At 57.8% G+C, this 25101-nt stretch carries 21 protein-coding genes and 3 pseudogenes; 12 read left to right on the forward strand and 12 right to left on the reverse strand.

Features of this window, described 5'->3' with window-relative positions; all coding sequences use genetic code 11:
• Nucleotides 1-184: 184 nt before the first annotated feature.
• Entirely contained in the window at nucleotides 185-511 is a 327-nt protein-coding gene (locus RS887_RS17595; RefSeq protein ID WP_322616316.1) for a LuxR family transcriptional regulator, read from the reverse strand.
• 581 nt (nucleotides 512-1092) lie between these two features.
• Between RS887_RS17595 and RS887_RS17600 the strand changes: the two genes are divergently transcribed.
• The 8 genes and pseudogenes from RS887_RS17600 to RS887_RS17635 all read left to right on the forward strand — a co-directional run bounded on the left by RS887_RS17600 (nucleotide 1093) and on the right by RS887_RS17635 (nucleotide 11100).
• Complete coding sequence (locus RS887_RS17600; protein ID WP_322616317.1) at nucleotides 1093-2184, forward strand: fibronectin type III domain-containing protein; 1092 nt, start codon at nucleotides 1093-1095, stop codon at nucleotides 2182-2184.
• Between the two features lie 558 nt (nucleotides 2185-2742).
• On the forward strand, nucleotides 2743-3252 hold the full coding sequence (locus tag RS887_RS17605; RefSeq protein ID WP_322616318.1) for a CS1 type fimbrial major subunit: 510 nt from the start codon (nucleotides 2743-2745) through the stop codon (nucleotides 3250-3252).
• A gap of 104 nt (nucleotides 3253-3356) precedes the next feature.
• Entirely contained in the window at nucleotides 3357-5879 is a 2523-nt protein-coding gene (locus RS887_RS17610) for a TcfC E-set like domain-containing protein (protein ID WP_322616319.1), read from the forward strand.
• 50 nt (nucleotides 5880-5929) lie between these two features.
• The gene (locus RS887_RS17615; RefSeq protein ID WP_322616320.1) at nucleotides 5930-7153 is read left to right on the forward strand and encodes a hypothetical protein; all 1224 of its coding nucleotides are present in this window, start codon (nucleotides 5930-5932) and stop codon (nucleotides 7151-7153) included.
• 57 nt (nucleotides 7154-7210) lie between these two features.
• Nucleotides 7211-7948 carry a molecular chaperone gene (locus RS887_RS17620; RefSeq protein ID WP_322616321.1) on the forward strand — a complete coding sequence of 246 codons (738 nt, stop codon included), beginning with the start codon at nucleotides 7211-7213 and terminating at the stop codon, nucleotides 7946-7948.
• A 36-nt stretch (nucleotides 7949-7984) separates the two neighbouring features.
• A pseudogene (locus RS887_RS17625) lies at nucleotides 7985-9030 on the forward strand (CS1-pili formation C-terminal domain-containing protein); the annotation flags it as partial.
• Nucleotides 9031-9080: 50 nt separating this feature from the next.
• Entirely contained in the window at nucleotides 9081-10304 is a 1224-nt protein-coding gene (locus RS887_RS17630; RefSeq protein WP_322616322.1) for a hypothetical protein, read from the forward strand.
• Between the two features lie 58 nt (nucleotides 10305-10362).
• Entirely contained in the window at nucleotides 10363-11100 is a 738-nt protein-coding gene (locus RS887_RS17635; protein ID WP_322616323.1) for a molecular chaperone, read from the forward strand.
• A gap of 173 nt (nucleotides 11101-11273) precedes the next feature.
• On the opposite strand, the gene dsbG is transcribed toward RS887_RS17635, so the two are convergent.
• From dsbG to dsbD, 3 genes and pseudogenes are all read right to left on the reverse strand, one after another.
• Nucleotides 11274-12041 carry a thiol:disulfide interchange protein DsbG gene (gene dsbG / locus RS887_RS17640; protein ID WP_322616324.1) on the reverse strand — a complete coding sequence of 256 codons (768 nt, stop codon included), beginning with the start codon at nucleotides 12039-12041 and terminating at the stop codon, nucleotides 11274-11276.
• Nucleotides 12017-12877 (reverse strand): annotated as a pseudogene (locus RS887_RS17645) (prolipoprotein diacylglyceryl transferase family protein). Before RS887_RS17645 ends, dsbG begins: the two are co-directional and overlap by 25 nt.
• Nucleotides 12877-14612: pseudogene (dsbD, locus tag RS887_RS17650) on the reverse strand (protein-disulfide reductase DsbD). The pseudogenes RS887_RS17645 and dsbD overlap by 1 nt, the downstream one beginning before the upstream one ends.
• Nucleotides 14613-14766: 154 nt before the next feature.
• Here dsbD and RS887_RS17655 point away from each other — a divergent pair.
• From RS887_RS17655 to RS887_RS17670, 4 genes are all read left to right on the forward strand, one after another.
• Nucleotides 14767-15447: a response regulator gene (locus RS887_RS17655; protein WP_008020398.1), complete on the forward strand. Its 681-nt coding sequence runs from the start codon at nucleotides 14767-14769 to the stop codon at nucleotides 15445-15447.
• Nucleotides 15444-16769, forward strand: coding sequence for an ATP-binding protein (locus RS887_RS17660; RefSeq protein ID WP_322616325.1), 1326 nt, complete (start codon nucleotides 15444-15446; stop codon nucleotides 16767-16769). Before RS887_RS17655 ends, RS887_RS17660 begins: the two co-directional genes overlap by 4 nt.
• 197 nt (nucleotides 16770-16966) lie before the next feature.
• The gene (locus tag RS887_RS17665; protein WP_322616326.1) at nucleotides 16967-18361 is read left to right on the forward strand and encodes an aspartate aminotransferase family protein; all 1395 of its coding nucleotides are present in this window, start codon (nucleotides 16967-16969) and stop codon (nucleotides 18359-18361) included.
• Between the two features lie 81 nt (nucleotides 18362-18442).
• Nucleotides 18443-18670, forward strand: coding sequence for an MbtH family protein (locus RS887_RS17670; protein ID WP_322616327.1), 228 nt, complete (start codon nucleotides 18443-18445; stop codon nucleotides 18668-18670).
• A 176-nt stretch (nucleotides 18671-18846) separates the two neighbouring features.
• Here RS887_RS17670 and RS887_RS17675 read toward each other — a convergent pair whose 3' ends face one another.
• From RS887_RS17675 to RS887_RS17710, 8 genes are all read right to left on the reverse strand, one after another.
• On the reverse strand, nucleotides 18847-19749 hold the full coding sequence (locus tag RS887_RS17675; protein ID WP_322616328.1) for a metal ABC transporter substrate-binding protein: 903 nt from the start codon (nucleotides 19747-19749) through the stop codon (nucleotides 18847-18849).
• The gene (locus RS887_RS17680) at nucleotides 19750-20649 is read right to left on the reverse strand and encodes a metal ABC transporter permease (RefSeq protein WP_322616329.1); all 900 of its coding nucleotides are present in this window, start codon (nucleotides 20647-20649) and stop codon (nucleotides 19750-19752) included. It abuts the gene before it with no gap.
• Complete coding sequence (locus tag RS887_RS17685; protein ID WP_322616354.1) at nucleotides 20649-21386, reverse strand: metal ABC transporter ATP-binding protein; 738 nt, start codon at nucleotides 21384-21386, stop codon at nucleotides 20649-20651. The genes RS887_RS17680 and RS887_RS17685 overlap by 1 nt, the downstream gene beginning before the upstream one ends.
• 106 nt (nucleotides 21387-21492) lie before the next feature.
• Nucleotides 21493-22419, reverse strand: coding sequence for a metal ABC transporter substrate-binding protein (locus tag RS887_RS17690; protein WP_322616330.1), 927 nt, complete (start codon nucleotides 22417-22419; stop codon nucleotides 21493-21495).
• Nucleotides 22420-22454: 35 nt separating this feature from the next.
• The gene (locus tag RS887_RS17695) at nucleotides 22455-23030 is read right to left on the reverse strand and encodes a DUF6162 family protein (protein ID WP_322616331.1); all 576 of its coding nucleotides are present in this window, start codon (nucleotides 23028-23030) and stop codon (nucleotides 22455-22457) included.
• Nucleotides 23027-23356 (reverse strand): hypothetical protein, encoded by a 330-nt coding sequence (locus RS887_RS17700; RefSeq protein ID WP_322616332.1) that lies wholly within the window; start codon nucleotides 23354-23356, stop codon nucleotides 23027-23029. Before RS887_RS17700 ends, RS887_RS17695 begins: the two co-directional genes overlap by 4 nt.
• Nucleotides 23353-23895 (reverse strand): thiamine pyrophosphate-binding protein, encoded by a 543-nt coding sequence (locus tag RS887_RS17705; RefSeq protein WP_322616333.1) that lies wholly within the window; start codon nucleotides 23893-23895, stop codon nucleotides 23353-23355. Before RS887_RS17705 ends, RS887_RS17700 begins: the two co-directional genes overlap by 4 nt.
• Nucleotides 23892-25094, reverse strand: a complete 1203-nt coding sequence (locus tag RS887_RS17710) for a PepSY domain-containing protein (RefSeq protein ID WP_322616334.1) — start codon at nucleotides 25092-25094, stop codon at nucleotides 23892-23894. Before RS887_RS17710 ends, RS887_RS17705 begins: the two co-directional genes overlap by 4 nt.
• Between the last annotated feature and the right edge of the window lie 7 nt (nucleotides 25095-25101).

Raw genomic sequence — 25101 nt, forward strand, 5'->3', positions numbered from 1 at the left:
TGGGAGCGAGCTTGCTCGCGATAGCCGATTGTAGCCATGGCCTCATTGCGAGCAAGTATCCAACGCGAGTGGGGCTCTGCCACTGTGGGCGATGTTCGAGTGCAACCCGATGGAGGAGCTGGCCGGGGTTAACCACGGGTTCGAGGCGAGCCGGACTCTACCGAGTCAACCCTCTGCGCATCGCTCATCGAGTTATCCGTGCAACCGTTGGATGAAGTTCTGCCTCTCCCTCCAAATGGATCATTCCCATCTCCAGTGCTTTGATCAGCGCCAGCCAGCGCGAGTTGACGCCGAATTTTCGGCGAATATTGCAGAAGTGATAATTCACTCCTGCCTCAGAGCAATTGAGGATCCGTCCGATCTCCCAGGACGATTTGCCAATGGCACACCACTTCAGGATTTCCTGCTCTTTGGCAGAGAGGTTCGGGGGGATATGGGGTGTTTCCGTGTAGCTGTGGGGCTGTACGGGTAGCGTCTCGGGTTGGAACTGGGCTGGGCTCGCAGTGTACATGGCTGGTCTCCCGGGGTAGGGGCGCCCCGGAGGGCAGTGAGTAACTCCAGGAGTCTTTTATAGCGCGATTCAGCGTCGTTGGAACCTGTAAGAAATAACAGGTCGGTGCGATTTATTTTGAGGGTATGTAGCGTTTTTTGCGAAAGCTTGAGTTCTCGCTTTGATAACTGATAGACCCTGATAGAACTGCCAGGTTACGCAAGACGGGATGCCCGGATGCTTGCTGAGAATTGGCTAGCGGTGCAATTAGCTCAGCACTCCTCAATAGGCTGAGTATGGAGTATGGCCACTCCCCCAACAACTGCTAATTGCTGAATCATTTATTAGGCGTCGTTGGCTATTTTGAGGATCTATTTCCAGCGCAATTTTGGATGTTTGATGCCCGTTAGAAAAGGCAGGTGAGAGCGTTATATTCGTTTTTGGAATAATTGTGATGAGTAAGTGCGGTTAAGCGGTTTTAGTTGCTATCAGAACTGATAGTGTGTCTTGGTTTGTTTTTGTGCATAAATGTCTGCGTGTTTTAGTTGGGTGAAGCGTGCAAGGTTGTTTATGTTTATAGTATTTAATGTAAGGGGAAAGAGATGAATGTTTTGGTGAAAGATTCAAAGGTTTCTAGCGAAAATCACGTGGATATATCATATACGGTGCTTGCAGGAAGTGCGTTAATTGGCTGGTATGCGCCGTCCCATCCCTATTATAAAGAGTATCATTTGTTAGGGGGGAGAAACCCTGTGGTGGTACCGGCTTCAGCTCCAGGGAAGTATAACCGAGTGACTTTGGAGGGGTTAGAGTCTGAGGAGACGTATCACATCGATCTTTATGGGGTAATGCATAATGAGGATCGAGTACATCTGGGGGAACAGAGTTTTCGAACTCGTAGTGCAAAAATTGGTTATTTTATCTCGAACTCTACTCGCAACAGTTTTAAGTTGTTTTGGGGTGACATTGACGGGCACTATGAAAATGTTATAGTGCAAATTGAAGATAGAGCGCCAGAAGAGTATCCTAATTTTCGTTCAAAGGTCGTAGACTCGTTCATACCTGGTCAGACGGTAAAGTTTAGACTTAGGTATGCAAGCTCGGACAAATGGAATGAGTATGAGTTCAAAACAGCTAGAGGCCAGCCGACAGCACCTGGCTATTTAGGTAAGTTTGAGCACACTATCAATTCGGTTTTGTTGCATTGGGGGCCGGGGACGGTCGATGGTGGCCCGGTTTTATATAAAGTTCGGCGAGACGAATTAGTATTGGAGGAAACAGAAGATACGGCTTTCAGGGATTTAACTCCAGAGCAAGGTCGCACCTATGTGTATAGCGTTTGTACGGTTGATGATCAGTACAACGAATCGGAGCGGACTACGCTGACCCTCAGCTTCGATGACCTTACCCCACCCACTGAAATATCAAACTTGAGAACCACGGATCTTAGCCTGCAGGTGCTCTGGGATCCAGCGTATGACTCTTCCGGACGTGTTAAATACCATGTTTATCTGGAAGGTGACCATAAGGGAACCACGGAAGAAACTGCATTTTCTTTCACTGAGCTGGAGTCAGGGAAGCGATATCAGATTTGTGTAGAGGCTGAGGATGCTTCCGGTAATAAATCAAATCAAGTATGTGCAAGCTACCCGCCCCTCGGCATTCCTTTAAAAGCACAAGCAGTAACCGTGTAACGCCGTTCGTTTTGCGCGTTTGACCCAGTCCCGATGCCCAGGCATCGGGACTTTTTGTGCTTGGGACCTGTTCCGTCACACGTATGTTCAATCGGTGACAGTTGCCTGGGTGATGCAAGGTAAAAGCCTTTCATCCATTCCCCTGTGTGTTTGAGCACCCACTGACGCCCCGAATGCCCCTCCTCTTCGATCTGCCCATACTGAAATGAACAGCTCGCTTGCGCTGTCAGACGATGGGCGCCCCCCTGTTTCTGAACCCTTATTGAAACGGCAGATTCCCCTTCATTTAGTCTGTCAGCCGAAGCCACTCCCCCTGCATTTGTAGCAAAAACACCTACAAGCGATAGTAGAAAGGCGTGGAAGCTTCCGCTTCAGATGCAGGGATAAGTCCTACAAATAGGTCAGATAACTCTTGCATACCCGTCCTTCAGAAAACGCGAAGATGCGCCCCGTTGAAATGCAATGCCAACTCTCTTAGTTGGAATGACAACCCGGTGCTGGACTTTCGTCACTTGGCTGAAGCTTGCACTCTTACTTAGCTGTTTAAAGGTGAATTTAATGTTCAAGAAAATTGCAATGTCTACCTCCGTGCTGGCTTTGGCTTTGGCTTCTTCGGCTGCACTGGCTGTTCCTCAGCAACACGATATTACGGTCATTGCTGATATTCCGGGTGCTGACTTTTATGTGCAACCGGAAGACATGAGCACCATTCGCGACGAGCAACGTCTGCTTTGGAATCAGACGACCTCGAAGTTGGAAGGCATTAGTCCTATGTTCAAGGTTAAGAGTTCCGCTACTCCTGGGCCTGCCCCTGCTGTCAAGGCAACGCTTATGGAAACCGCTGAGATTGTTGATATTGCCGATTCCAGTAAAAAAATTAGCTTGGGCGTAAGCTTTAACGGTGTTCCGCTGACTACCGTAGGCACCGCTGTAGATGTTGTTCCCGAAGATGGCGCGACAACTGAACAGCGAATGCCTCTGGTAATTACTCCAGTTGAGCCAGCCGCCCCAGGTTACGTTGAAGGTAACTACCGCGGTTTCGTTAAAGTGATGTTCGACGCACCATAAGGGTGAGTTGACTCTAACTGTCAGTACGTTGTTTGTGTGGCCGGCGCTCTAAGCCGGCCGCATTCTTCCTTGCACATGCAAGCGCTAACTTGAGAAATATTTCGATGTTTTCGAAGACTCCTATCGCAGGAGCGCTTGCGCTAATTATTTGCGCGGGTGCGCTTGCCAGTGAAACCAAACTTGCGGATAAAGCCGTCAGTTTGCTGCAACAGGCTGAAGGCTTACCCGCGGAGTTTCATGAATTCTTTTTTGATGTGCCATTGGCTGTTCGCGTCGAAGTCGACCAACAGTTTCTGGGCGAAGCGATGATCCTGTTAAGCCGTGATGAGCGGGTGACACTGATCAACTTTACCGACACGCGCAACAGTGACCTGACTTCGACCGAGCGCGATGAATGGTCTGCGTTCTTGACCCAGGGCGTGGCGCTGGGATCGTGCAAAAGCGCCTGCCCTCGGCAATTGCAGTCGGTTCACTACAGCCTTGCAGACTCCATGGTGTCGCTGGTGACGGCCAACGCCGAGCGCGACCCGCAAACCCGACAGTTTCACGATCAACCGGAAGGCGGCAGCGTCGGGTTGATTTTGCGCAATCAACTGAACATCAGCGGCGGTCAGGAGCAGAACGCGGCCGGTCGTTATGGCCTGGAGGCAAGCGCGAGCCTGGGCAACTGGACTAACACGTTCAACGCTCAACTCTCGCGCATGTCCGGGGTAGACACTGGCGTCAAGCACGCGGTTCACGAGTTGCATGCCCAGCGGGAACTGGAAGGCAGCTTTTTTCGTGCCGGGTACTTTACGCCCAGCGCCCAGGGCTTGACTCGGTCAGCGCGGACGATCGGCGCCGGCCCCGATACAGTGTTCGGCATGATGTACGGCAGTTCCGACAGCCTGGCGGTCGACGACCCCAAGCCGAGCCTCTATCCGATTTCGGTGACCGCCAATCGACAGGCGATGGTGGAGATTTATCGCAACGGCGTGCTGATCAACAGTCAGCAGGTGGCCAGCGGCCTTCAGACTCTGGACACGCGTCCGTTGCCGGGCGGCATCTACGAGGTGGAAGTACGCCTGATCGAAGACGGTCAAGTGATTTCCACCAATCAGGAGCTTATTTACAAGCCCACCAACTGGCGCAACCCGGAAAATCGCTGGCGTTACAACCTGTTTGCCGGTCGCGAAAGCAAGTTGCTCAGCAATTGGCAAGAAAGCGATGACGGCGATCTGACGGCAGGCGCTGCCTTCAACTTTCTGCTGCACCCACGAGTGGTCCTGGGCTTGTCCGCCCGACAGGTCAAGGAGCAGATGCAACTGGGCACTTCCGCCGAGTTGACGGTGAGCGACAAGACCTCCGTCTTTAGCAGCCTGTCCCAGACCAAGGGCGAAGGCACGGGCGTGGAAGTGCAGGGCGTGCATCAATATAACGGTGGCAGTCTGGTGTTGCGCCACCAGCGCAGTTGGCTGGACACACGCAACACTTACGAAACGCTGCCGGACGGAACGCACATCCGCCAACGCAACACGTACAACGGGCAAACCAGCAACACGTCGCTGTCGATGAACCAGCGCCTGAGCAGCAGGAGTTCGATCAGTGCGCAAGTCTCTCAAAGCCAGGGTTATTCCGAAGGCATGGGCATCGATTTGAGTTGGACCCGTAATGCACAGTTGTTTGGCAACGCTGCCGACTGGCGCGTGGCCGTGTTCGACCGGCCGGGTACCGTAGGTACTGCCGACCAGCGTAATCGCGGGATCGATATCAGCCTGCGCCTGGCACTGGGTTCAGACGGTCACCAGGTGTCCGGTAGCATCGGTCAGCGTACATCGCGTGACGGTGGTCGGGATTCCAATGCATCCGTTACCTATCGTCGGGACCTCAAGGATCACGTTTTGCAAAGTGTATCCGCCACCGCAACCAGAGATGTATACGGGACCGGCCAGGCGGGCACGGTCGACTTCAAGACGGACCAGGTCAACGGCTCCATGCATGCGCAACGTTCTTCCTTCAACGGTCAGATCAGTGGTGGTTTGAATCTGGACAGTACCTTGGCCATCAGTGGCAAAAACATAGTACTTAGCAGCCAGGCCACAACTCGCGAGGCGGGCATGATCGTTGATGTCGAGAGCGACGTGGATGATATCCAGTTGCGCGCCGACGATTTCTCCGGCACCCACTCCATGCTGCGGCCAGGTCGTAATTTCATTCCGGTGTCGGCCTACAAGAACGGCACCGTGAACTTCGATTTCAACGGGACAGATGTACCTGCGGCGACCATTCAGCCGGCACGTACTACCTATCACCTGAATAAGGGTGGCGTGGATTATCGCCAGGTGCGCATCTTGAAGACCGTGACAGTCATGGGCCGACTGGTGGATGCCAATGGAAAGCCATTGAAAGGTCACCATGTTATCAACCATGCCAGTCGTGGTGTCAGCGAAGTCGACGGGTTCTTTTCCATGGAACTCAGTGAAAAATCTCCTACACTTGAGGTGCGGCACGACAGTCAGTTGTTATGCCAGTTCAGGCTCGAACCCGCCTCCCAACGTCGAGAGAATGATGTGCTGATGGTAGGCGATCTCAAGTGTCATCCAGACACTTTAGCCGAAGCTGCTTATAAGTCTGAGAAAGCCAGTTGATGGTTACTTATACGACAGCGGTCTGAATATGGCGTACACTGGAAGGTCAAATGAACAAGTTAATGAATCGCCTTGTATTGGCAGGGATGCTTTGCGGGTTTTATGCAGGTTCTGCCCATGCCGCCACATTGAACGTAGAGGCAGAAATAAAGCCGGATCCGAGTAATCCGGCCAGTGCTGAAATTATTAACAACACCCCAGTTACCGGATTTTGTCTGGAATACCCGGGCCAATGTGCTAGCAATCGTATTCGAAGTAATACTTTTAATATTACTTTTCAATCGTCTGGGGCTATTCCACAGGATGGCAACCTGCCCTTTCATTTTCCAGCGGCATGGCGCAAATTTAATGTTGCGCATGAAAGTATTCCTGGCGAAACTGCAGAGATCGAAATTCGGATTGCTGGCGTGGGAACCCGATATAGCTTGAGTCACACCGCGAAAGAACTGACGGGGCGCACAGATACTGTCACTCCTCATGAATACCATGTCACTCTTTGGAGGCCCTCATGGGCTAACGCGATTGCCCCCTGTACGTCATTGATTTCTGATGGTGCTGATCCAAATGGAAGGGACTACACCACTTTCTGGAAAATCTCTGAAGACGCCAGCACCTGTGGTCCAAGAACCGCACGATTTGCAATTCCGGGGATGACTTTAAGCAAACTCGATGTAGCTTATGAGTTACGAGCAGTTCGCCCGGAAAAATTGATCGGTGGCAACTATGTAGGATCGTATACCTACACAATACCCAGCGACTTGAACATGGGGAATCTGATTGCCAGTGATCCGTCGATGACATTCAACCTGAACCTGTCAGTGAAACAAGACGTCAAGGTCGTCATGTCCTCCGACAGGGTTGCCCTCGCACCCAAGGGCGGCTGGATGGACTGGATCACTCACGGTCGCAAAGACGAGAGTTTACTGGGGGACCTGCGTTTTTCCATATTGAGCTCTGCGCCGTTCAAGATGGAACTTACTTGCGAGCGTAGTTTGAATGATACTTGTGCGATCAGCAATGAAACCAATCATACGGTACCGGTCTATATAAGTGTCAGTCTGCCACCTCCGTGGGTCGACGATATGAACCAGCCAATATCGCGGCGTCCGCTGAGAGTGGCCGGCACCGGTTTGCAACATCTAAAACTGATGGGGTCGCCCACTGGGCAACCCAGTCTTTTGCACTTCGAGGTGCCACCAGGCGCAGTCAATCTTATGCGAAGCGACAGCAGTTATCGCGGAACCGTCTATGTCACCTTTGATTCGAACATTTAATGGCAGTAGCACGGCCTGAGGCTTGATCAGGCCAGTTTCCAGCACGAGGCTCATCTCATGAAATTTTTTTATACGTTGCTTTGCACATTGATGTTCAGCCTGAGCGCTCATGCAGGCCCGAGCCTGCAAATTGGTACCTTCTATGACTTTATGGGAGGCAATCAAAGTAGTTATCTGAAACGTATTCATAACGGCGGTACATCTACGGCATTCGTAAAAATCGAGATCAAGGAGATTTTTTACGAAAAAAATGCAGATTCCCGTGAAGAGCCTTTGAAGATTGTCGAGGGCAGTACCCGTGATGGTCTGGTAGCCAGCCCGGCCCGATTGATTGTGCCGGCCAAGGGTACTCAGGGAACGCGCCTGCTCTATACCGGTGATCGTAGTAAGGAGCGGTATTTCCGGGTTCGATTTTTACCCGTCGTCCCCGAAAAAGAAGACAAGTTTGCCGTCTCGGACACTGAGCGCGAATCCTATGAAAAGAGCATGTCCGCCGGTTTCAACGTAATGGCCGGTTATGGCTCGGTATTTTTTGTCCGCCCGTCCGATACCCGGTTTGATACCAAAATCGAAAACACTGCCAATAGTTATCAAGTGAAAAACAATGGCAATAGTGTCGTTGTCATCGACGCCTTCAAGGATTGCTCGGCGAAGAACGAAGATGATTGCAAACCGACCAGAAAAGTACACTTGATTCCAGGTCATGATTTCGCGTTCGACAAACAAGCGGGTCGAGTCTATCGCTACAACCTGATCGAGGACGAAAAGAAAACACCTGTGCAAGTGAAGGGATAGTCAGCGTTCATGAGTCATGTTTCACAAACCAGACGCAAGAGCTCGGTCAGCGCGCAAGTCTCTCAAAGTCAGGGTTATTCCGAAGGCGTGGGCCTCAACCTGAGTTGGAACCGCAACGCACAGTTGTTCGGCAATAACGCTGACTGGCGCGTGTCGTTGTTTGATTGACCAGGCACGGCTGACCAGCGTAATCGCGGGATCGATATCAGCCTGCGTCCGGCGCTGGGGTCGGACGGTCATCAAGTGTCCGGAAGCGTCGGTTCGCGCACATCGCGTGATGGTGGCCGGGATGCCAATGCGTCCGTGACCTATCGCCGCGACCTCAAGGATCACGTTCTTCAAAGCGTTTCTGCAACCTCAGCAAGGATACCTACGGGACGGGTCAGGCAGGCACGGCGGATTTCAAGACTGACCAGGTCAATGGCTCGATACATGCGCAACGTTCTTCCTTCAACGGTCAAGTCAGCGGCGGCTTGAATCTGGACAGCAGCCTGGCCGTCAGTGGCAAAAACGTGGCCTTGAGCAGCCAGGCCACTAACGGAGAGGCGGGAATGATCATTGATGTCGAGAGCGACGTGGATGATATCCAGCTGCGGGCCGACGATTTTTCCGGCACCCATGCCACGTTGCGGCCAGGACGAAACTTCATTCCTGTTTCGGCGTACAAGAACGGCACGGTCAATTTTGATTTCAACGGGACTGACGTCCCCGCGGCGGCCATCCAGTCCGCGCGTACGACCTATCATTTGAACAAGGGTGGGGTGGACTATCGCCAGGTGCGTATCCTGAAGACCGTCACGGTGATGGGGCGCCTGCTGGATGCTGGTGGAAAGCCTTTGAAAGGCCATCACGTTATCAATCACGCCAGTCGTGGCGTCAGCGAAGTCGATGGGTTCTTCTCCATGGAACTTAGCGAGAGTTCTCCTACACTTGAAGTGCGGCACGACAGTCAGTTGTTATGCCAGTTCAGGCTCGATCCGACCTCCCAGCGTCGAGAGAATGATGTACTGATGGTAGGGGATCTGCGGTGTCATCCGGACACCTTGGCCGAAGCTGCTTATAAGTATGAGAAAGCCAGTTGATGGGCACTTTTATAACAGCAGTCAGAACATGGTGTACACAGGACAGTCAAATGAACAAGTTAATCAACCGTCTGGTGTTGGGATCGGCACTCTGCGGATTTTATGCAGGTTTATCCAATGCCGCTGTATTGGAGGTACAAGGCGAGATAAGGCCGGATCCGAGTAATCCGGGAGGCGCGCAGATTATCAATAACACTCCTGTTACCGGGTACTGTACGGAGTTTCCGGGTATGTGTGGCATGCTAAACCTTCGAAGCAACACCTTTAACATCAGTTTTCACTCGTCAGGGAGCATTCCCGTCGGTCATGTGATCCCGTTTGGTTTCCCGGCGACATGGCGCACGTTTACGGTCTCGCATTCGAGTATTCCTGGCGAAACGGCGGAGATTCAAATTCGCATTGCCGGAGTGGGAACCCGTTATCGCTTGAGTCAAAAAGCGCAAGAAATAGTGGGCCTGCCGATAGGTATGGATGAGTTTTATTATCATACTACTCTCTGGGGTGCCTCATGGGTTGAGGCAACTCCTCCTTGCCGACCAGCAACCGAATGGGGCCGAGGTGCGGATGCTAATGGTACAGATTTTACCGTTTTCTGGTTGACACCCGAGGACGTTACCACCTGCCCAAAGAGTCCAAGATATGTAATCCCGGGGATGTCCTTGCAAAGGCTCGACGTGCACTACGAGTTGCGGGCTGTTCGGCCGGAAAAACTAATAGGTGGTAACTATCAGGGTTCGTACACCTATTCCATGGGTAGCGACTTCGATATGGGCAGCCTGAATGCCAGTGACCCTTCAATGACATTCAATTTGAACCTGACGGTAAAACAAGACGTGAAAGTCGAAATGTCCGCCGACCGGGTCTACCTGGCACCCAAAAGCGGCTGGATGGAGTGGATCACTCACGGGCGAAAACCCGAGAAATTATTAGGGGACCTGCGGTTTTTCATTCTGAGCTCTTCGCCGTTCAAAATGGATCTGAATTGCGAGCGTCCGGGAATTGATACTTGTTTGATCTCTAACGGTTCACATCAAGTACCGGTCGACATCGGTGTCAGCCTGCCAAGTCCCTGGGTGGATGATACGGGCCAGCCAATAGCACGGCGTCCGCTGAAATTGGGTGGTGCTGGCCTGCAAAATATAAAACCTGCAGGCTTGCCCAATCATTTGCCCAGCCTGTTGCACTTTGCAGTGCCGCAAGACTCAGTTAAAGATATGCAATCCGGCAGCAGTTATCGTGGAACCGTCTATATAACTTTCGATTCGGATATCTAATTGCAGTAGCAAAGCCTGAGGCTTATTCAGGCTGGTTCTCCAGTACGAGGCTCATCACATGAAATTTTTTTATACGTTGCTCTGCACATTGATGTTCAGCCTGAGCGCTCATGCAGGCCCGAGCCTGCAAATTGGTACCTTCTATGACTTTATGGGAGGTAATCAAAGTAGTTATCTAAAACGTATTCATAACGGCGGTACATCAACGGCATTCGTAAAAATCGAGATCAAGGAGATTTTTTACGAAAAAAATGCAGATTCCCGTGAAGAGCCTTTGAAGATTGTCGAGGGCAGTACCCGTGATGGTCTGGTAGCCAGCCCGGCCCGACTTATTGTGCCGGCCAAGGGTACTCAGGGAACGCGCCTGCTCTATACCGGTGATCGTAGTAAAGAGCGGTATTTTCGGGTTCGATTTTTACCCGTTGTCCCCGAAAAAGAAGACAAGTTTGCCGTCTCGGACACTGAGCGCGAAACTTATGAGAAAGACATGTCTGCCGGTTTTAACGTAATGGCGGGTTATGGCTCGGTATTTTTTGTCCGCCCGGCCAATACCCGTTTTGATACCAAGATCGATAACACTGCCAATAGTTATCAAGTGAACAACAATGGCAATAGTGTTGTTGTCATCGACGCCTTCAAGGATTGCTCGGCGAAGAACGAAGATGATTGCAAGCCGACCAGAAAAATCCACCTGATTCCAGGTCATGATTTCGCGTTCGACAAACAAGCGGGTCGAGTCTATCGCTACAACCTGATCGAGGACGAAAAGAAAACACCTGTGCAAGTGAAGGGATAGTCAGCGTTCATGAGTCATATTTCACAAACCAGACATGCAGGCAAGTGGGACATGGGGCAGCGCTGGGATAGTTCGGTTTGCGTGGCCACTGTCATTTTGACTATGGCCACGCTTGCTTTTGGGGTCTGATTACCAGTTCATGTGGCAGCTCAACCTGTGCTGATCAAGCAGCGTCATTTCGGTCCGAGAATCTTCACCAGCTTGTCCGGCGACGGCGCGCCTTGCTGCTGTTGCAGATTGCCCTTGTCGTCCATGTAGAAAATCGCCGGCGTCGCCTGCAACTCCAGCTCTTCCATCAACTGCATGTTGGCCGCCAGTTTTGCCTGAATCGCTGGCGGCACTTCCTTCAGGGCCTTGAGCGAGCTGCCCTTGCCAGCGGCTTCGTGGTCCTGCAGGGCTTTTTCCGGGTCTTTGGCCGCGAGCAGTGCGGCGGATTTCCCCGGGCTGTCTTCGCGGATGATGCCCACCATGATGTGGCGCAACTGCACCTTGCCGGCCTTGACCCACGGCCGGGCCTGCTCCCAGAACATGTTGCAGTACGGGCAGTTCGGGTCACTGAACAGGTACACCACGCGCGGCGCATCCTTCTTGCCGTCACCGATCCAGTTGCTTGTTTCGAACTTGGCCCAGACTTCCTTGGCCATCGGCGCGTACACCAGTTTCTGCAATGGCGCGCTGCTCAGGTCATTGCCCTCGGCGTCATACAAGTTGCCCAGCAACACGTGTTTGCCATCCGGGGTCAGGTACAGCGCCATGCCGCGGTTCTGGAATTGCGCGGCATAACCGCGCAAGCCGTCGGGGGCGTCGAACTGGCCGACGATTTTCGCGCCCTTGGCCTCGATTTTCCTGATGGCATCGGGCAATTCTTCGGCCTGCACCGATGGCAGGTGCAGCAGGGCAGCACCGAGGCTCAGGGTCAGCAGGTGGCGGAGGCGGGGCATGGCAATTTCCTTGAAGAGGTGGCGGGTACAATGTCGAAGTTTTCCAGTGCGCGGGCCAGGCTGGCGTCCGACAATTCGCCCAGATGGCTGCCCAGCAGGCGACCTTCGGGGCTGTAGAACAGCGTAGTCGGCAATGCCATGGAACCGACGGCCTGGCTCAGACGCCCGCCGCCGTCGAACAGCACGTTGGACAGGCTCAGGCCCTGGGTTTCCAGGAAGGTCGCGACGCTTTGCATGCTTTCCGCCTGATTGACGAACAGGAACGTCAGGTCGGGCCGTTGTTGCTGGGCGTTTTCCAGCACCGGCATTTCCCGGCGGCACGGCGGGCACCAGGAATGGCCCATAGATTGATCACCAACGGGCACCCGCCCAGCCAGTCGGCCAGTTGCACGGTTTCACCGGCGGCATTGCGCAGGGCAATTTCCGGCAGGCGTGTGCCTTGTTCATAAATCGACAGGGAGAACGTCGCCAATAACCAGAACGCCAGGCCACTGGCCACGCCAAAACCCAATGGGCGGCGCAAACCCGGGCGACGCCAGCCGCGACCACAGCGTGGCACCCAAAACGACAATCACTCCCGGCCAGGCGAGGAAGCCGCCATCGCGCAGGTCGATGACCTGCCACGGATCGTTGCGATAGTGCGCCCAATAGGCCGCCACGAAACCGAATCGGGCCGCCAGTATGCCCATTAGAAACAGGCTGAACAGCACCGACTCGGGGTTGTCGCCGCCACGCTTGGCCACCCGCCAGCCGACAAACGTGGCCAGCGCCAGCGCACTGATCAGCAGCAGATGATTAAGCGCGATGGCAAAAGTGCCGAGGGTGAAGGTCAGCATTAATGGGCGTCTCGGGTGTTGGTCCAGCGTTGCAGGAAGGTATCGGCATCGACCTCGCCGGTGATGCGCTGGCTGCGACGCTCTTCACCGTCAGCGCCAATCCACAGCAGGCTCGGTGGCCCTGGCACTTTGTAACGGCCGAGCAGTTCGCGGCTGGCGGCATTGTCGGCGGTCACATCCAGCCGGAGCAAGCGCACGTCGCTCAGGGCTTGCAGGACGTTGGCTTTGCCGAACACCTGTTTTTCCATGATCTTGCACGACACGCACCAGTCGGCGTAGTAGTCCAGCAGCACCCACTGGCCACGAGCCTGCGGCGTCGAGTTCCTGTTGCAGTGCCTGCGGATCCTTGATAGTGGTGAAGGCATCGTGGCCAATAGGCACGGCAGCCACCGCCTGGTTCGAGGCGCGGAATACCTGCAACGGCTTGAACGGATCGTCACTGCCACCGGCCGCCCCGATCACCAGCAGGCCGCCCCACAATCCAAGCAGCAACGAACCGGCGCCAAACAGGTGCGCGATACGGCCGAAACCTTCCGACTGTTTCCAGGCGCTGTAGGCCGCGATCAACAGCAGCGCACCGCACAAGCCGACCCACGGGGATTCGTCCAGCACCGGGCGCAGCATCAATAACGCGGTGGCGAGGAACAGGAAGCCGAAGATGCCTTTTGACCAGGTTCATCCAGGCACCGGGTTTGGGCATGAAGCGATTGCCGACGGTCACCAGCAACAGCAGCGGCACGCCGATACCGATGCCCATGGCGAACAGAATCAATCCACCATGCAACGCGTTACCGCTTTGCGCGATGTAGAGCAGGGCGCCGGCCAGCGGTGCGGTCATGCACGGGCCGACCAGCAGGCCGGACAGGGCGCCCAGCACCCCGGCGCCGATCAGACTGCCGCCGCGCTGATTGCGCGAGACATTTTCCAGACGATCGCGCAGGGCCACCGGCAGTTGCAGTTCGAAGTAGCCGAACATCGGCAGCGCCAGCAGCACGAAAACTGCCGCGAAACTGCCCAGCAGCCAGGGGTTCTGCAGCCAGGCTTGCAGGTTCGCCCCGAGGGAGGCGGCCAGGACACCCATCGCCGCATACACCAGCGCCATGCTGACCACGTAACTGCCGGCCAGGGCGAATCCCCGTTTGGGCGTGGCGCCGCTACCGACGATCAACCCGGCCAGAATCGGCAGCATCGGCAAAGAACAGGGGGTGAAGGCCAGCAGCAGGCCGAGGCCGAAGAACACCAGAAGACTCCAGCCCAGTGCCCGCTGTTGCAGGCCGCTGGCCAGTGCCTGGTCCGGTGCTTCGTTTGCTGCAACGGTGACCGCTTTGCCACCCAGATCGACGACCTGCGTCTGCGGCGGATAACACAAGCCGGCATCGGCACAGCCCTGGTAACTGACCTTGACCGTGCCACTGGCACCGGCCGGGATCTTCAGTTCAAGGCCCTGGCGATAAACCTGCTGTTCACCGAAAAACTCGTCGCTGTGGGCTTCACCTTCCGGCAACGCGGGATGTTGCGCGACAGGCAAACCGTCGAATTTCAAACGTTTCTGGTACAGGTAATAGCCGTCGGTGATCTGCCAATAGAGCTGGGTTTCACCGGATTCCAGGCGTTCAGAGGTAAACGTGAACGCTTTATCGACCGGGAGAAACTCGGGTTTGGTGTCGAACGGATTGGTTCCCGCCTGGGCCAGGCCCGCGATCAAAAGGGTAAAAAGTAAAAACAGACGACGCATGGATAAGCCTTTGTCCTGTGCTATTGAGGTGCACAGTGGCGGGTGGCGATTAACCGATGATTAACCGCCCCGGCCTTGTGGCGTTGGCGCTTGCGGCATAATGTCGACTTAATCGGTCAACGGCTTAATAGGCTTTATTTCTACGAGGCTCCCCATGCACGTACTGGTTTGCGAAGACGATGAATTGATCGCCAGCGGTATCGTCGCCGGCCTGACCGCCCAGGGCCTGACCGTGGAACACGTCGCCACGGCGTCCGCCGCCCGGGCGATGCTCAAGGTCGCGGAGTTTGATGTCATGGTGCTCGACCTTGGCCTGCCGGACGAAGATGGCCTCAAGCTGCTGCAACAGTTGCGTCATCAAGGCCTGGAGTTGCCGGTCTTGATCCTCACTGCACGTGATTCGGTCACTGACCGCGTCGATGGGCTACAGGCCGGTGCCGATGATTATCTGCTCAAACCGTTCGACCTGCGTGAACTGGCTGCACGCTTGCACACACTGTTGCGGCGGGTGGCGGGCCGCAGCGTCAATCTGATCGAACACGGCGCCCTGACCTACGACCCGAGCAGCCGCGAAACCACGCTCGCGGGGCAGCCGGTGGACCTGTCACGCCGCGAGCAGTCGCTGCTGCAAGCCTTGTTGCACAACCGTGGGCGGGTGCTGTCCACCGAGCAACTCAAGGACAGCGTCTACGGCTTCAACGACGAGCTGGAAAGCAACGCCCTCAACGTCCATATCCATCACCTGCGGCGTAAACTCGGCAACGGCATTGTCGAGACCGTGCGCGGCCTGGGCTATCGCCTGGGGCCGGCTGATGGCGGAGAAGAATCGAAGTGATGAGCCTGCGTTTGCGCCTGAGCCTGATGCTCGGCGCCGCATTTGCGTTGATTTGGGCCCTGGCCGCGGCCTGGATGCTCAGCGATTTGCGCAATCAGATGATGTTTTCCCTCGACCAGCGCCTGGTGGCGTCGGCACGCATGGTCGCCGGCCTGATGGAGCAACTGCCGCCCGTGCCGGGCAAGGGCGAGGGCACCCACTTCAGCGCCGAACAACTGAACATTCCGGGTGGCATGGCGTGCCAGGTCAGCTCGCTGCGCGGTGAAATCCTGGCCCGCAGTCACACCGATCCGCAACAGGCCCTGGAGGCCGAAAAACTCGGTTTTCACGATCAGATGATCGACGGTGCGCCGTGGCGCAGTTTCACATTGGCCCGGGGCGATCTGCGTATCACCACCGCCGACCGGCAGATCGAGCGTGAAGCCTTGAACATGTCGATCCTGCTGGCCGCTTCGGTACCGGTCGGCGTGGCCTTGCTCGGGTGCCTGTGCCTGCTCTGGCTGGGCATCGGCCAGGGGCTGGCGCCGCTCAACCGCATGCGCGACGCCTTGATGCGCCGCAGCGCCGACTCCCTCGAACCCTTGCAGATCCAGCCATTGCCCAGCGAGCTGCAACCCTTGCTGGAAACCCAGAACCAGTTGCTCCAGCGCATCGGCAAGACCATCGAGCGCGAACGTCGCCTGACCGGAGACGCGGCCCACGAACTGCGCAGCCCGCTGACTGCGATCAAGACCCACCTGCAGGTGGCGCGGATGACCGACGGCAACGCTCGGGATCAGTCCTTGGCCCGGGCCGAGGAGGGTGCGGATCGCATGCACCGGACCCTGGAACAATTGCTGTTGCTGGCGCGGGTCGAGGGCAGTCTGTCGTTTGACGACGGTGTGCAATGCAACGCCGAACAAGTGGCAAAACTGGCGATTCAGGACGCGGCGAGCGGCGATCGTCAACGCATCAGGTTTCAGGTGCCGGGCAAGGTCTCCGCTGCGCCTGTACAAATGCCTGCCGTGCTGTCGATTGCCGCGCTGCGCAACTTGCTCGACAACGCGCTGCGCCATACTCCAGCCGACAAAACGGTGGAGTTAAGCCTGGAAACCACGGGCAATCGTGTGCAGTTCGTGGTACGCGACCATGGGCCGGGGATTGCCGAAGAGGATATGCAACACCTGACCCAGCGCTTCTGGCGCAATGGCCAGAGCACAGGTTGTGGTCTGGGCCTGGCGATTGTCCAGGCCATCGTTCAGCGTTGCGGCTGCACCTTGCATTTCGATAGCCGGCCGGATGGCTTGCGGGTTGAGCTGACGATGCCGCTGCAATCCATCTGACATACGCCACATACCACTGTAGGAGCGAGCTCGCTCGCGATGGTCGATAACGATAATGCGTGCTTTCTGAATGCACGCGGTGTTCTTGAGTCCATCGCGAGCAGGGCTCGCTCCTACAAGGTTTGCGTGTTACCGCCTAAATCCCTCAAGCGCCGATGCGTTTCCAGAACAGGAAAACCTTATTGAGGGGTCGAGAGATGTCAGTCGCTACCAGCCTTATCGAAGATCAGCCGGCGACGTCCGCCGAGACGCTTTATCAGTTCAATGAATCACCGCTGCTGGCTCGTCAGAGCCGGCAGGAGTCCAATGCCCGCAGCTATCCGCGACGCATTCCCCTGGCGCTCAAGCGCGCCAAGGGCATATATGTCGAAGACGTCGAAGGCCGCATGTTCATCGACTGCCTGGCCGGTGCCGGGACCCTGGCCCTGGGGCACAACCACCCGGTGGTGATCGAAGCCATTCAACAAGTGCTGACCGATGAATTGCCACTGCACACCCTGGACCTGACCACCCCGGTCAAGGACCGGTTCGTCCAGGATCTGTTCGGTCTGCTGCCACCCGCCCTGGCCGCTGAAGCGAAGATCCAGTTCTGTGGTCCCACGGGCACCGACGCCGTGGAGGCCGCACTGAAACTGGTGCGTACCGCCACCGGTCGTAGCACCGTGATCTCGTTCCAGGGTGGCTATCACGGCATGAGTCAGGGCGCGTTGAGCCTGATGGGCAGCCTGGGGCCGAAAAAGCCCTTGGGCGCCTTGCTTGGCAGCGGCGTGCAGTTCATGCCGTACCCTTACGATTATCGCTGCCCGTTCGGGCTTGGCGGTGCTGCAGGGGTCAAGGCCAATCTGAGTTACCTGGAGAACCTGCTCAACGATCCCGAGGCCGGCGTGCAATTGCCGGCGGCGGTGATCGTGGAAGTGGTGCAGGGCGAGGGCGGGGTGATCCCGGCGGATCTGGACTGGTTGCGTGGCGTGCGGCGGATCACCGAAAAAGCGGGTGTCGCGCTGATCGTCGATGAAATCCAGAGTGGCTTTGCCCGCACCGGCAAGATGTTCGCCTTCGAGCATGCCGGGATCATTCCCGATGTCGTGGTGATGTCCAAGGCCATCGGCGGCAGTTTGCCGCTGGCTGTGGTGGTCTACCGCGACTGGCTCGACACCTGGCTGCCGGGTGCCCATGCGGGAACCTTCCGTGGCAACCAGATGGCCATGGCTGCCGGTTCTGCGGTAATGCGTTATCTGGTCGAGCACAAGGTCTGCGAGCATGCCGCCGCCATGGGCGAGCGCCTGGCCGAGCACCTGCGCATCCTGCAACGGGACTTCCCGCAACTGGGTGATATTCGTGGGCGTGGCCTGATGCTCGGCGTCGAACTGGTCGACCCGACGGGGGCACTGGATGCCCAGGGACATCCGCCGGCCTTCGCCCGCCTGGCACCACTGGTGCAGCGCGAATGCCTCAAACGTGGCTTGATCCTGGAGCTCGGCGGCCGCCATGGCGCGGTGGTGCGCTTCCTGCCGCCACTGGTGATTACCGATGCGGAAATCGATCGCGTGGCCGAGATTTTCGGCCGGGCCCTGGCCGCCGCCAGTCTTTAAATTTTCCGCCCTGCGGATCGTTCCTTCTACATGACGGTTGTGCACACAGCACAGCCCGCCCGAAAACGATGGAGAGACACCATGACGTCAGTATTCGACCGCGAGGACATCCTCTTTCAGGTCGTGGTCAACCACGAAGAGCAATACTCGATCTGGCCCGACTACAAAGCCGTGCCACCAGGCTGGCGCACCGTGGGCAAAAGCGGGCTGAAGAAGGAGTGTCTGGCCTACATCGAAGAAACCTGGACCGACATGCGACCGTTGAGCCTGCGGCAGAAGATGGACGAGCAGGCGGCCGTGGTGCACTGAGCCGTCACGCAAAAGGAAGCCCGCTGGACTGGTGACGGTCAGCGGGCTTTTTCATGCCTGGAGTTTGTGTTGTCTATCCGGCCGCCTTCGCGAGCAAGCCCGCTCCCACATTTGGAATGCGGTTCCCTGTGGGAGCGGGCTTGCTCGCGAAGAACGATAACGCGGTCTAACCGAAGCTACGCGCCGCTCAACCCCTTGATCAGCACGTCCACATTCCCCTCCAGCTCGGCCACCGGGTCCTCGGCATCGATGCTCAACACCACCAATCGACTCCCAGTCTCGGCAATCACCGCTTTCAGCGCATCCGACGGCTGCCGGTGATGCAGCACCACCGCCACGCCATTGTCCTTGAGCGTTGTGCCCAATTGCTTGAGCGCTTCAGGTGTCCACTCGGCATCGGGGCGTGTGTCCTGGCCGATCAATTCCAGGTTGAGACTGCCGGTCAGGTAACCGAAGTGATCGCTGAGGCTCATCACACTGAGGTTGTCTGCATTGGCCAAGCGCGCTTCGCTGTCGGCGCTGAGCTTGAGTAGACGCTGCTTGAGCGCTGCCAGGTTGGCGTCGATTTTCGGCTTGGCCTCGGGGGCCAGGCGCACCAGGTCCGCCGCCATCACATCGGCCATGCGCCCCATGTTATTGCTGGAGAACCACGGCTGACTGTTCAGCCCGTCGACCTTGTTGTCGGGCTGCAAGGCAATTCCGGGCAGGGCGCCATCCACCGGGCGGGCGGCATCGACTTCGACAATACGGATATTGCTGCGCCGGGAGATCGGATACAGCGGGTCATCCGGCCACAGTGAGCGCAGGCCGATCACCGCGTCGGCATCGTTCGCCAGTTTGGCCAGCGCCGGGGCGCCACGCCCGGTGAAGTAGGCGGTCTGGCGGCTGCCGGGCAGGTTGGCCGGGGCGGCGCGTTCGAGGCTGACATCGGTGCCCTTGAGTAATACTCCACCGAGACCATAAGTAATCGGCAAGGCGGCCAGCACACGCAACGGTTTGCTGCTGTCGGCGCCGAAGGTTGTGGTGGCAAGTCCGCACAGGGCAACGGCGAGGGTCAGTTGGCGCAGTGAAAAAATCATTTATCCAAGGTTCCCTTTCAGGCTGGGGACGACACCGCGCGCGAGGGCGGCCAGGGCGAAGGCGATACCGGCCACGAGAATGATCGCGGCGCCGGACGGGATTGGCAGGTCGAAGACAATCGGCGCGAGAATCCCGCACAGCGTGCTGACGGTGGCGATCAGCACCGAACACCAGAAAAAGCCCTTCAGCGATTGGCTGAGCAAGCGTGCCGCTGCCGCCGGAATCACCAGCAGGGCACCGACCAGAATCGCACCGATGACCTTCACGGCGGCGACGGTGATCAGCGTCACCAGAATCACGAACAGATAATCCAGGACCTTCACCGCCACCCCGCGCACTGCCGCCAGTTGCGGATTGAAGCTGGCGAGCATGATGCGGTTGTACAAAGGCAAAGCCAGGGCCATTACCAGCGAACCGACGATGGCCAGCACCAGCAGGTCGTTGCCGTTGACCGTCAGCACCGAGCCGAACAGCACATTTTCCAGAATGTGCACGTTGATCTTGCCCGCCAGAATCAACAGCAGGCTCGCGCCCAAGGCCAGCGACACGGAGAGAAACACGCCGATCAAGGTATCCGGCGCCAGGCCGGTGCGGTTGCGCAGGTAGTTGAGCAAGATGCCGAACAGCAGGCAGTAACCGAAGAGGCTACCGTAAGGCCCGGTGTAGGGTTCGCCGAGCAGGATGCCGATGGCCACGCCGGTCAACGCGGCATGACCGACGGCTTCGGAGAAAAACGCGAAGCGCTTGACCACCACCAGTGTGCCCAGGCCACCCAGCACCGGGCCGATCAGCAGTCCGGCGATCAATGCGTTGACCACGAACCCATAAGCCAGCGCCTCGGGCAGATAACCCGACGACGCCCAGCCCTGGACCATCAGGCGAAAAGCTTCGTAACTCATCAGGCAAGGCTCCGGGGATGGGTCGAGAACAGCGTCAACAGACGCTCTGGTGTCAGCGCCTGTTGCGGCGTGGCGTCGAACAGCACCCGACGATTGAGTCCGGTGACGTGATCGGCCAGGCGCCCGACCGCTTCCAGATCGTGCTCGATCCACAGCACGGTGATGCCCGCCGCCCGCCAGTCACCGAGCAATCGTTCGAACACCTGAATGCCGGCCTCATCGAGGGCGGACATCGGCTCATCGAGCACCAGCAATTGCGGAGGTGGAATCAGCCCCTGGGCCAGCAACACCCGTTGCCGTTCGCCGCCGGACAGCGCGCCCATGCGGCGCTTGCGTTTGTCCTGCATGCCGACCCGTTCAAGGGCCTCGCCAATCGCCGCCGCGTATTGTTTGCTCAAACCGAGAAACGCCGGGCGGCGCTGGCACATGGCGGCCATGAAATCGTCGACGGTCATCGGCAAGCCCCGGTCGAATTCCAGCGCCTGTGGCACGTAACCGATGGTGCCGGGCTCGCCCGACCATTGCAGGCTCAAGCGGCCCAAGTGTGGCATTTGCCCGAGCAGGGTCTTGATCAGCGAACTCTTGCCGCCACCGTTGGGGCCGACCAGTGCGTGCACGCTGCCGGGTCGGACTTGAAACGTCACGTTGTCGAGGATCGTCGTGCGCCCGAGCGTCAGGCTGACGCCTGCAAAATCAATGTCGGCCCCGAAACCTGTGGGAGCGGGCTTGCTCGCGATTGCGGTGCGTCATTTGACAATAATGTTGACTGACTGGACGCCTTCGCGAGCAAGCTCGCTCCTACAGAGTGTTCGGCGCTCTGGGTGATGAACGTTTCTTTCGATGTCATGCGCCCGACTCCTGAATTGCCCGCACCACGGTGTTGAGGTTGCCGGTCATTTCTTTTTCGTACTTGTCGGCGGCGTATTCGCCGTAGGAAATGTGCGACAGCGGGTACAGCTTCACGCCGGATTCGCGCTGGATGGTGTCGACGTAGGTGGAGGGAAAATCCATCTCCGAGAAGATCACCTTCACGTCCAGTTCACGCAGTTGATCGATGGTTTTTTTCAACTGGCTCGGGCTCGGTTCGATGCCGTGGGCCGGTTCGACCACGGCGGTCACTTCCAGGCCGAATTCACGCAGCAGGTAGTCGTAGGCCGCGTGCACCGTGGCCACCCGCAGTTCGGCGTTCGGTGCCTGGGTCAGTTTGGCCAGGGCGTCGGCGCGCATCTTGCGCAGGCGCTTGCCGTAGGCGCGGGCGTTTTCGGTATAGGCCCTGGCATTGGCCGGATCGAGCTTGCCCAGCTCCCGGGCGATGTTGTTGACCTGGGCAATCGAGGCGCTGATCGACAGGAAGGTGTGCGGGTTCACCACTTTGCCCGCGCCGCGTGCGGCAATGCCGGTGGCGGCCAGCAGTGGCACGTTTTCGTTGGCTTCGATCACCGGGACGTTCGGGGTTTCGCTGGCGGCGATCATGCGGTCGGCGAAATCATCATGACCGACGCCGTTGAGCACGATCACGTCCAGCCCGCTGATGCGCTTGATGTCTTCGGCGCGGGGTTCGTAGGCATGCGGGTTGAAGCCGGCCGGAATCAGCGGCACAACGTCAGCCTTGTCGCCGACGATGTTCGCCACATAACTGTAATAAGGGTGCAAGGTGATGCCAATGCGCAGGCGCTTGGCCTCGTCGGCGCTGGCCAGTGATGGCAGCAGGCAAGCCAGCAGGCTCGCCAGCAGCAGTCGCAGGAAAGAGCGTTGAGTTGAAATAGGCATGGGAAAGCAGTCTTCTCTCGGGTAAAGGCGAGGGTTCAGTGCCGGTGCTGGCGGGTCACACCGGCATCGAATTGCGCGACGACCTGCTGCCAGCCGGCGCTTTCGAGCGCGGCGTCGCTGAAGTCGGCCGGAGCCGTGAGCCTGTTTTCGCGGTTGAGCCAGATGTCCGGTGCGGCATCGTCGGCTGCGCTCAGGCGCAGCAGAAACGAACCGGCGACTGTCGGCGCCCGGCTCTGGCCGAAGTAGGCCCTGGCATCCAGTAGTTGCCAGGCATGGCTGCCCCGGCTGACGGCGCTGGCATCCTGGGCAAACGGGGCAAAACCTTCCTCGGCGAGGGCCTCGGGAGTCGGCAGCGTTTGCTGTTCCTGGCGCAGCAAATGGATCTCGTCCAGCGTCACCCGCAAATCGGCGTAGATGCCTTGCTCGGAAGCGCTGAGGTCACGACGCGCATCCAGTTGATGGCTGCCGACACGGCTCACCGCATGGGATTCACCACGCCAGGTCACGACCGAGCCGGCTACCGCCAAAATGATCAGGCACAGCAGCAGAACGTAGAGGGTTTCGTGACCGGCCCCGGCCGGGCGCACGACTTGGGTCGTTGGAATGCTCATGGCGCCTCGATATCCGCTTGGTCAATTTCCACGACGTGGCCGGGGCCGGCATCGAACAGCACATAGAACTCGGCGCCGGGCTTCTTGAAGGTCAGGGTCGAGTCGGCGCCGAGCTTGCCCGGCACCAGAATGGTTTCGTCGTAGCCGATCACATCGAGGGTCACGCCCGGCGCGCCGCTGCCGTCGGAAAAACCGCCGGTGCACTTGATCTGCTCGGCGTCGATGGCCTTGCATTCGCACATCGGGTTGTGGGCCAGGGCGCCGGCGCTGAAACCGGCGCAGAGCACCAGCAACACGGCGTTGAGCGGGCGAAAAGGTTGGATCATGGTTTGCCTCCTTGTTTGTTCAGCCAGGCGATGGTGGCGGGGGAGGCCTGGCTCAAAGGAATGGATGCCTGATGCATGGCGCCGTCCCAGCCTTCCATGGTGATCCACAGTTCGGCGTCGGCCGTGGTCTTTTCCGGGACGGGTAGCGAGGCGCCCATGCGGTACGGCGTGCCGAAGAAAATCACCCCGGCCGCGCGCAGGCTGCGGGGCTTGCCGATGCGCAGGTACGTGGCCTTGACCTGCCCGATACAGGCATCGCACAGCGCTGCGTTGAAGCCCTTCATGTAGCCGACCGGGCCGTCGCGCATGGGCGCGGCGTTGCGCAACTCCGCCAGGCGCAGGCTCCATGGGCCGACCTGAACTTCGCCGACCTCCCGTTCGCCAAGGCCACTGTCGCCACGCATCAGCGCCTCGTCGGCGAAGTACTTGGGCATGAAGCCGAGTGGAATCAGCAGCAACAGGACGTTCAGGTGGAAGCGCCATTTGTGCCAGAACAGGCTCAGGCGCGAGGGTTGTGCGACCGCGGTGACTTTGCTCACAGGTTGGCCTCCGACGCTTCGTTGCGGGTGGCCGGTTGCGCCGTGGTGCCGCGCTGTTTCTTGTTGCCGCGCTTGAAGGCATTGGCCGTGGCCAGTGCCGTGCGCTTGGTCCAGACCAGCAACCCGCTGAGCACCATCATGCTCAGCAGCAGGCCGAAGAACGCCCAGATCAACTTGATCCACAAGCCACCGAAGTCGCCGGTGTGCAGCGGGCGCATGGACTCGGTGACGAACTCCAGGGTCGAGCGGTCCGAAATCAGGCGCGAGGCAGCGATTTCGCCGTTGTACGGGTTGAGGGTGGCGGTCTGGAACATCAGCGGATACCAACCGCGTCCGCCGACATCCAGGTGGCTGTAGGCATTGCCCGGCAGGCTGACGAAACTGGCCTCCAGCCCGGAGATTTTCTGTGTGGCGATTTCAACCGCGCGATCAAGGTCGATACGCGGTGGGGGCGAGCCATCGGCTGACAGTGGCACCGCTTCACGGGACATCGCCGGGATGATCTTTTCGGTAGAAATGGAAATCTGGTTATCGGACAGCAATGCCTGGATCAGAAACCAGGTGCCGGTGATGGAAATCACCGCGATGAACCAGATCGACCAGATGCCGCTCAAGCGGTGAAAGTCGCCCCAGAAAATCCGTGCGCCGTGGCGAATGCGCAGGGTCGGGCGGAAAAAGCCTTTCCAGAAACGTTTGTAGACCACCAACCCGGTGATCAGCGATGCCAGCAACGGCAATCCGAGAAACGACACCAGGTACCAGCCCCAGCTATAGCCATTGGTGAACGGCACCAGCCACCAAGCGTGCAGGGCGCGGGTAAAGGCGCGGAAGTTGAATTCCGGCGCGACACCCTGGATCACGCCGCTGTATGGATTGACATAAATCACCACCGAGCGCCCGTCGGGGTAGCTGACTTCGACATCCAGGGCGAAGTGCGATTCGTCGGGGCGGCTGATGCTCTGCACCACGGTCTGCGGTTCAGCCCGGTTGATGGCTTCGAGGACCTGCTGATAGCTGAGCAATGGTGCATCGTCCGAGGGCTGGCTGGCGCGCATCGGCGGATTGGCCAGCCAGACGATTTCCTGGCTGATCACCGCCAGGGTGCCGGTCACACAGACGATCAGCACGAAAAACCAGATCGGCAGCGCCAGCCAGCTATGGACCAGGAACCAGATTTTTGAACGGGACTTCTTTGACATGTTGGAG

Origin of the sequence: Pseudomonas sp. BIC9C (genome assembly GCF_034541995.1) — a bacterium.
Lineage (GTDB): Bacteria > Pseudomonadota > Gammaproteobacteria > Pseudomonadales > Pseudomonadaceae > Aquipseudomonas > Aquipseudomonas fluorescens_CC.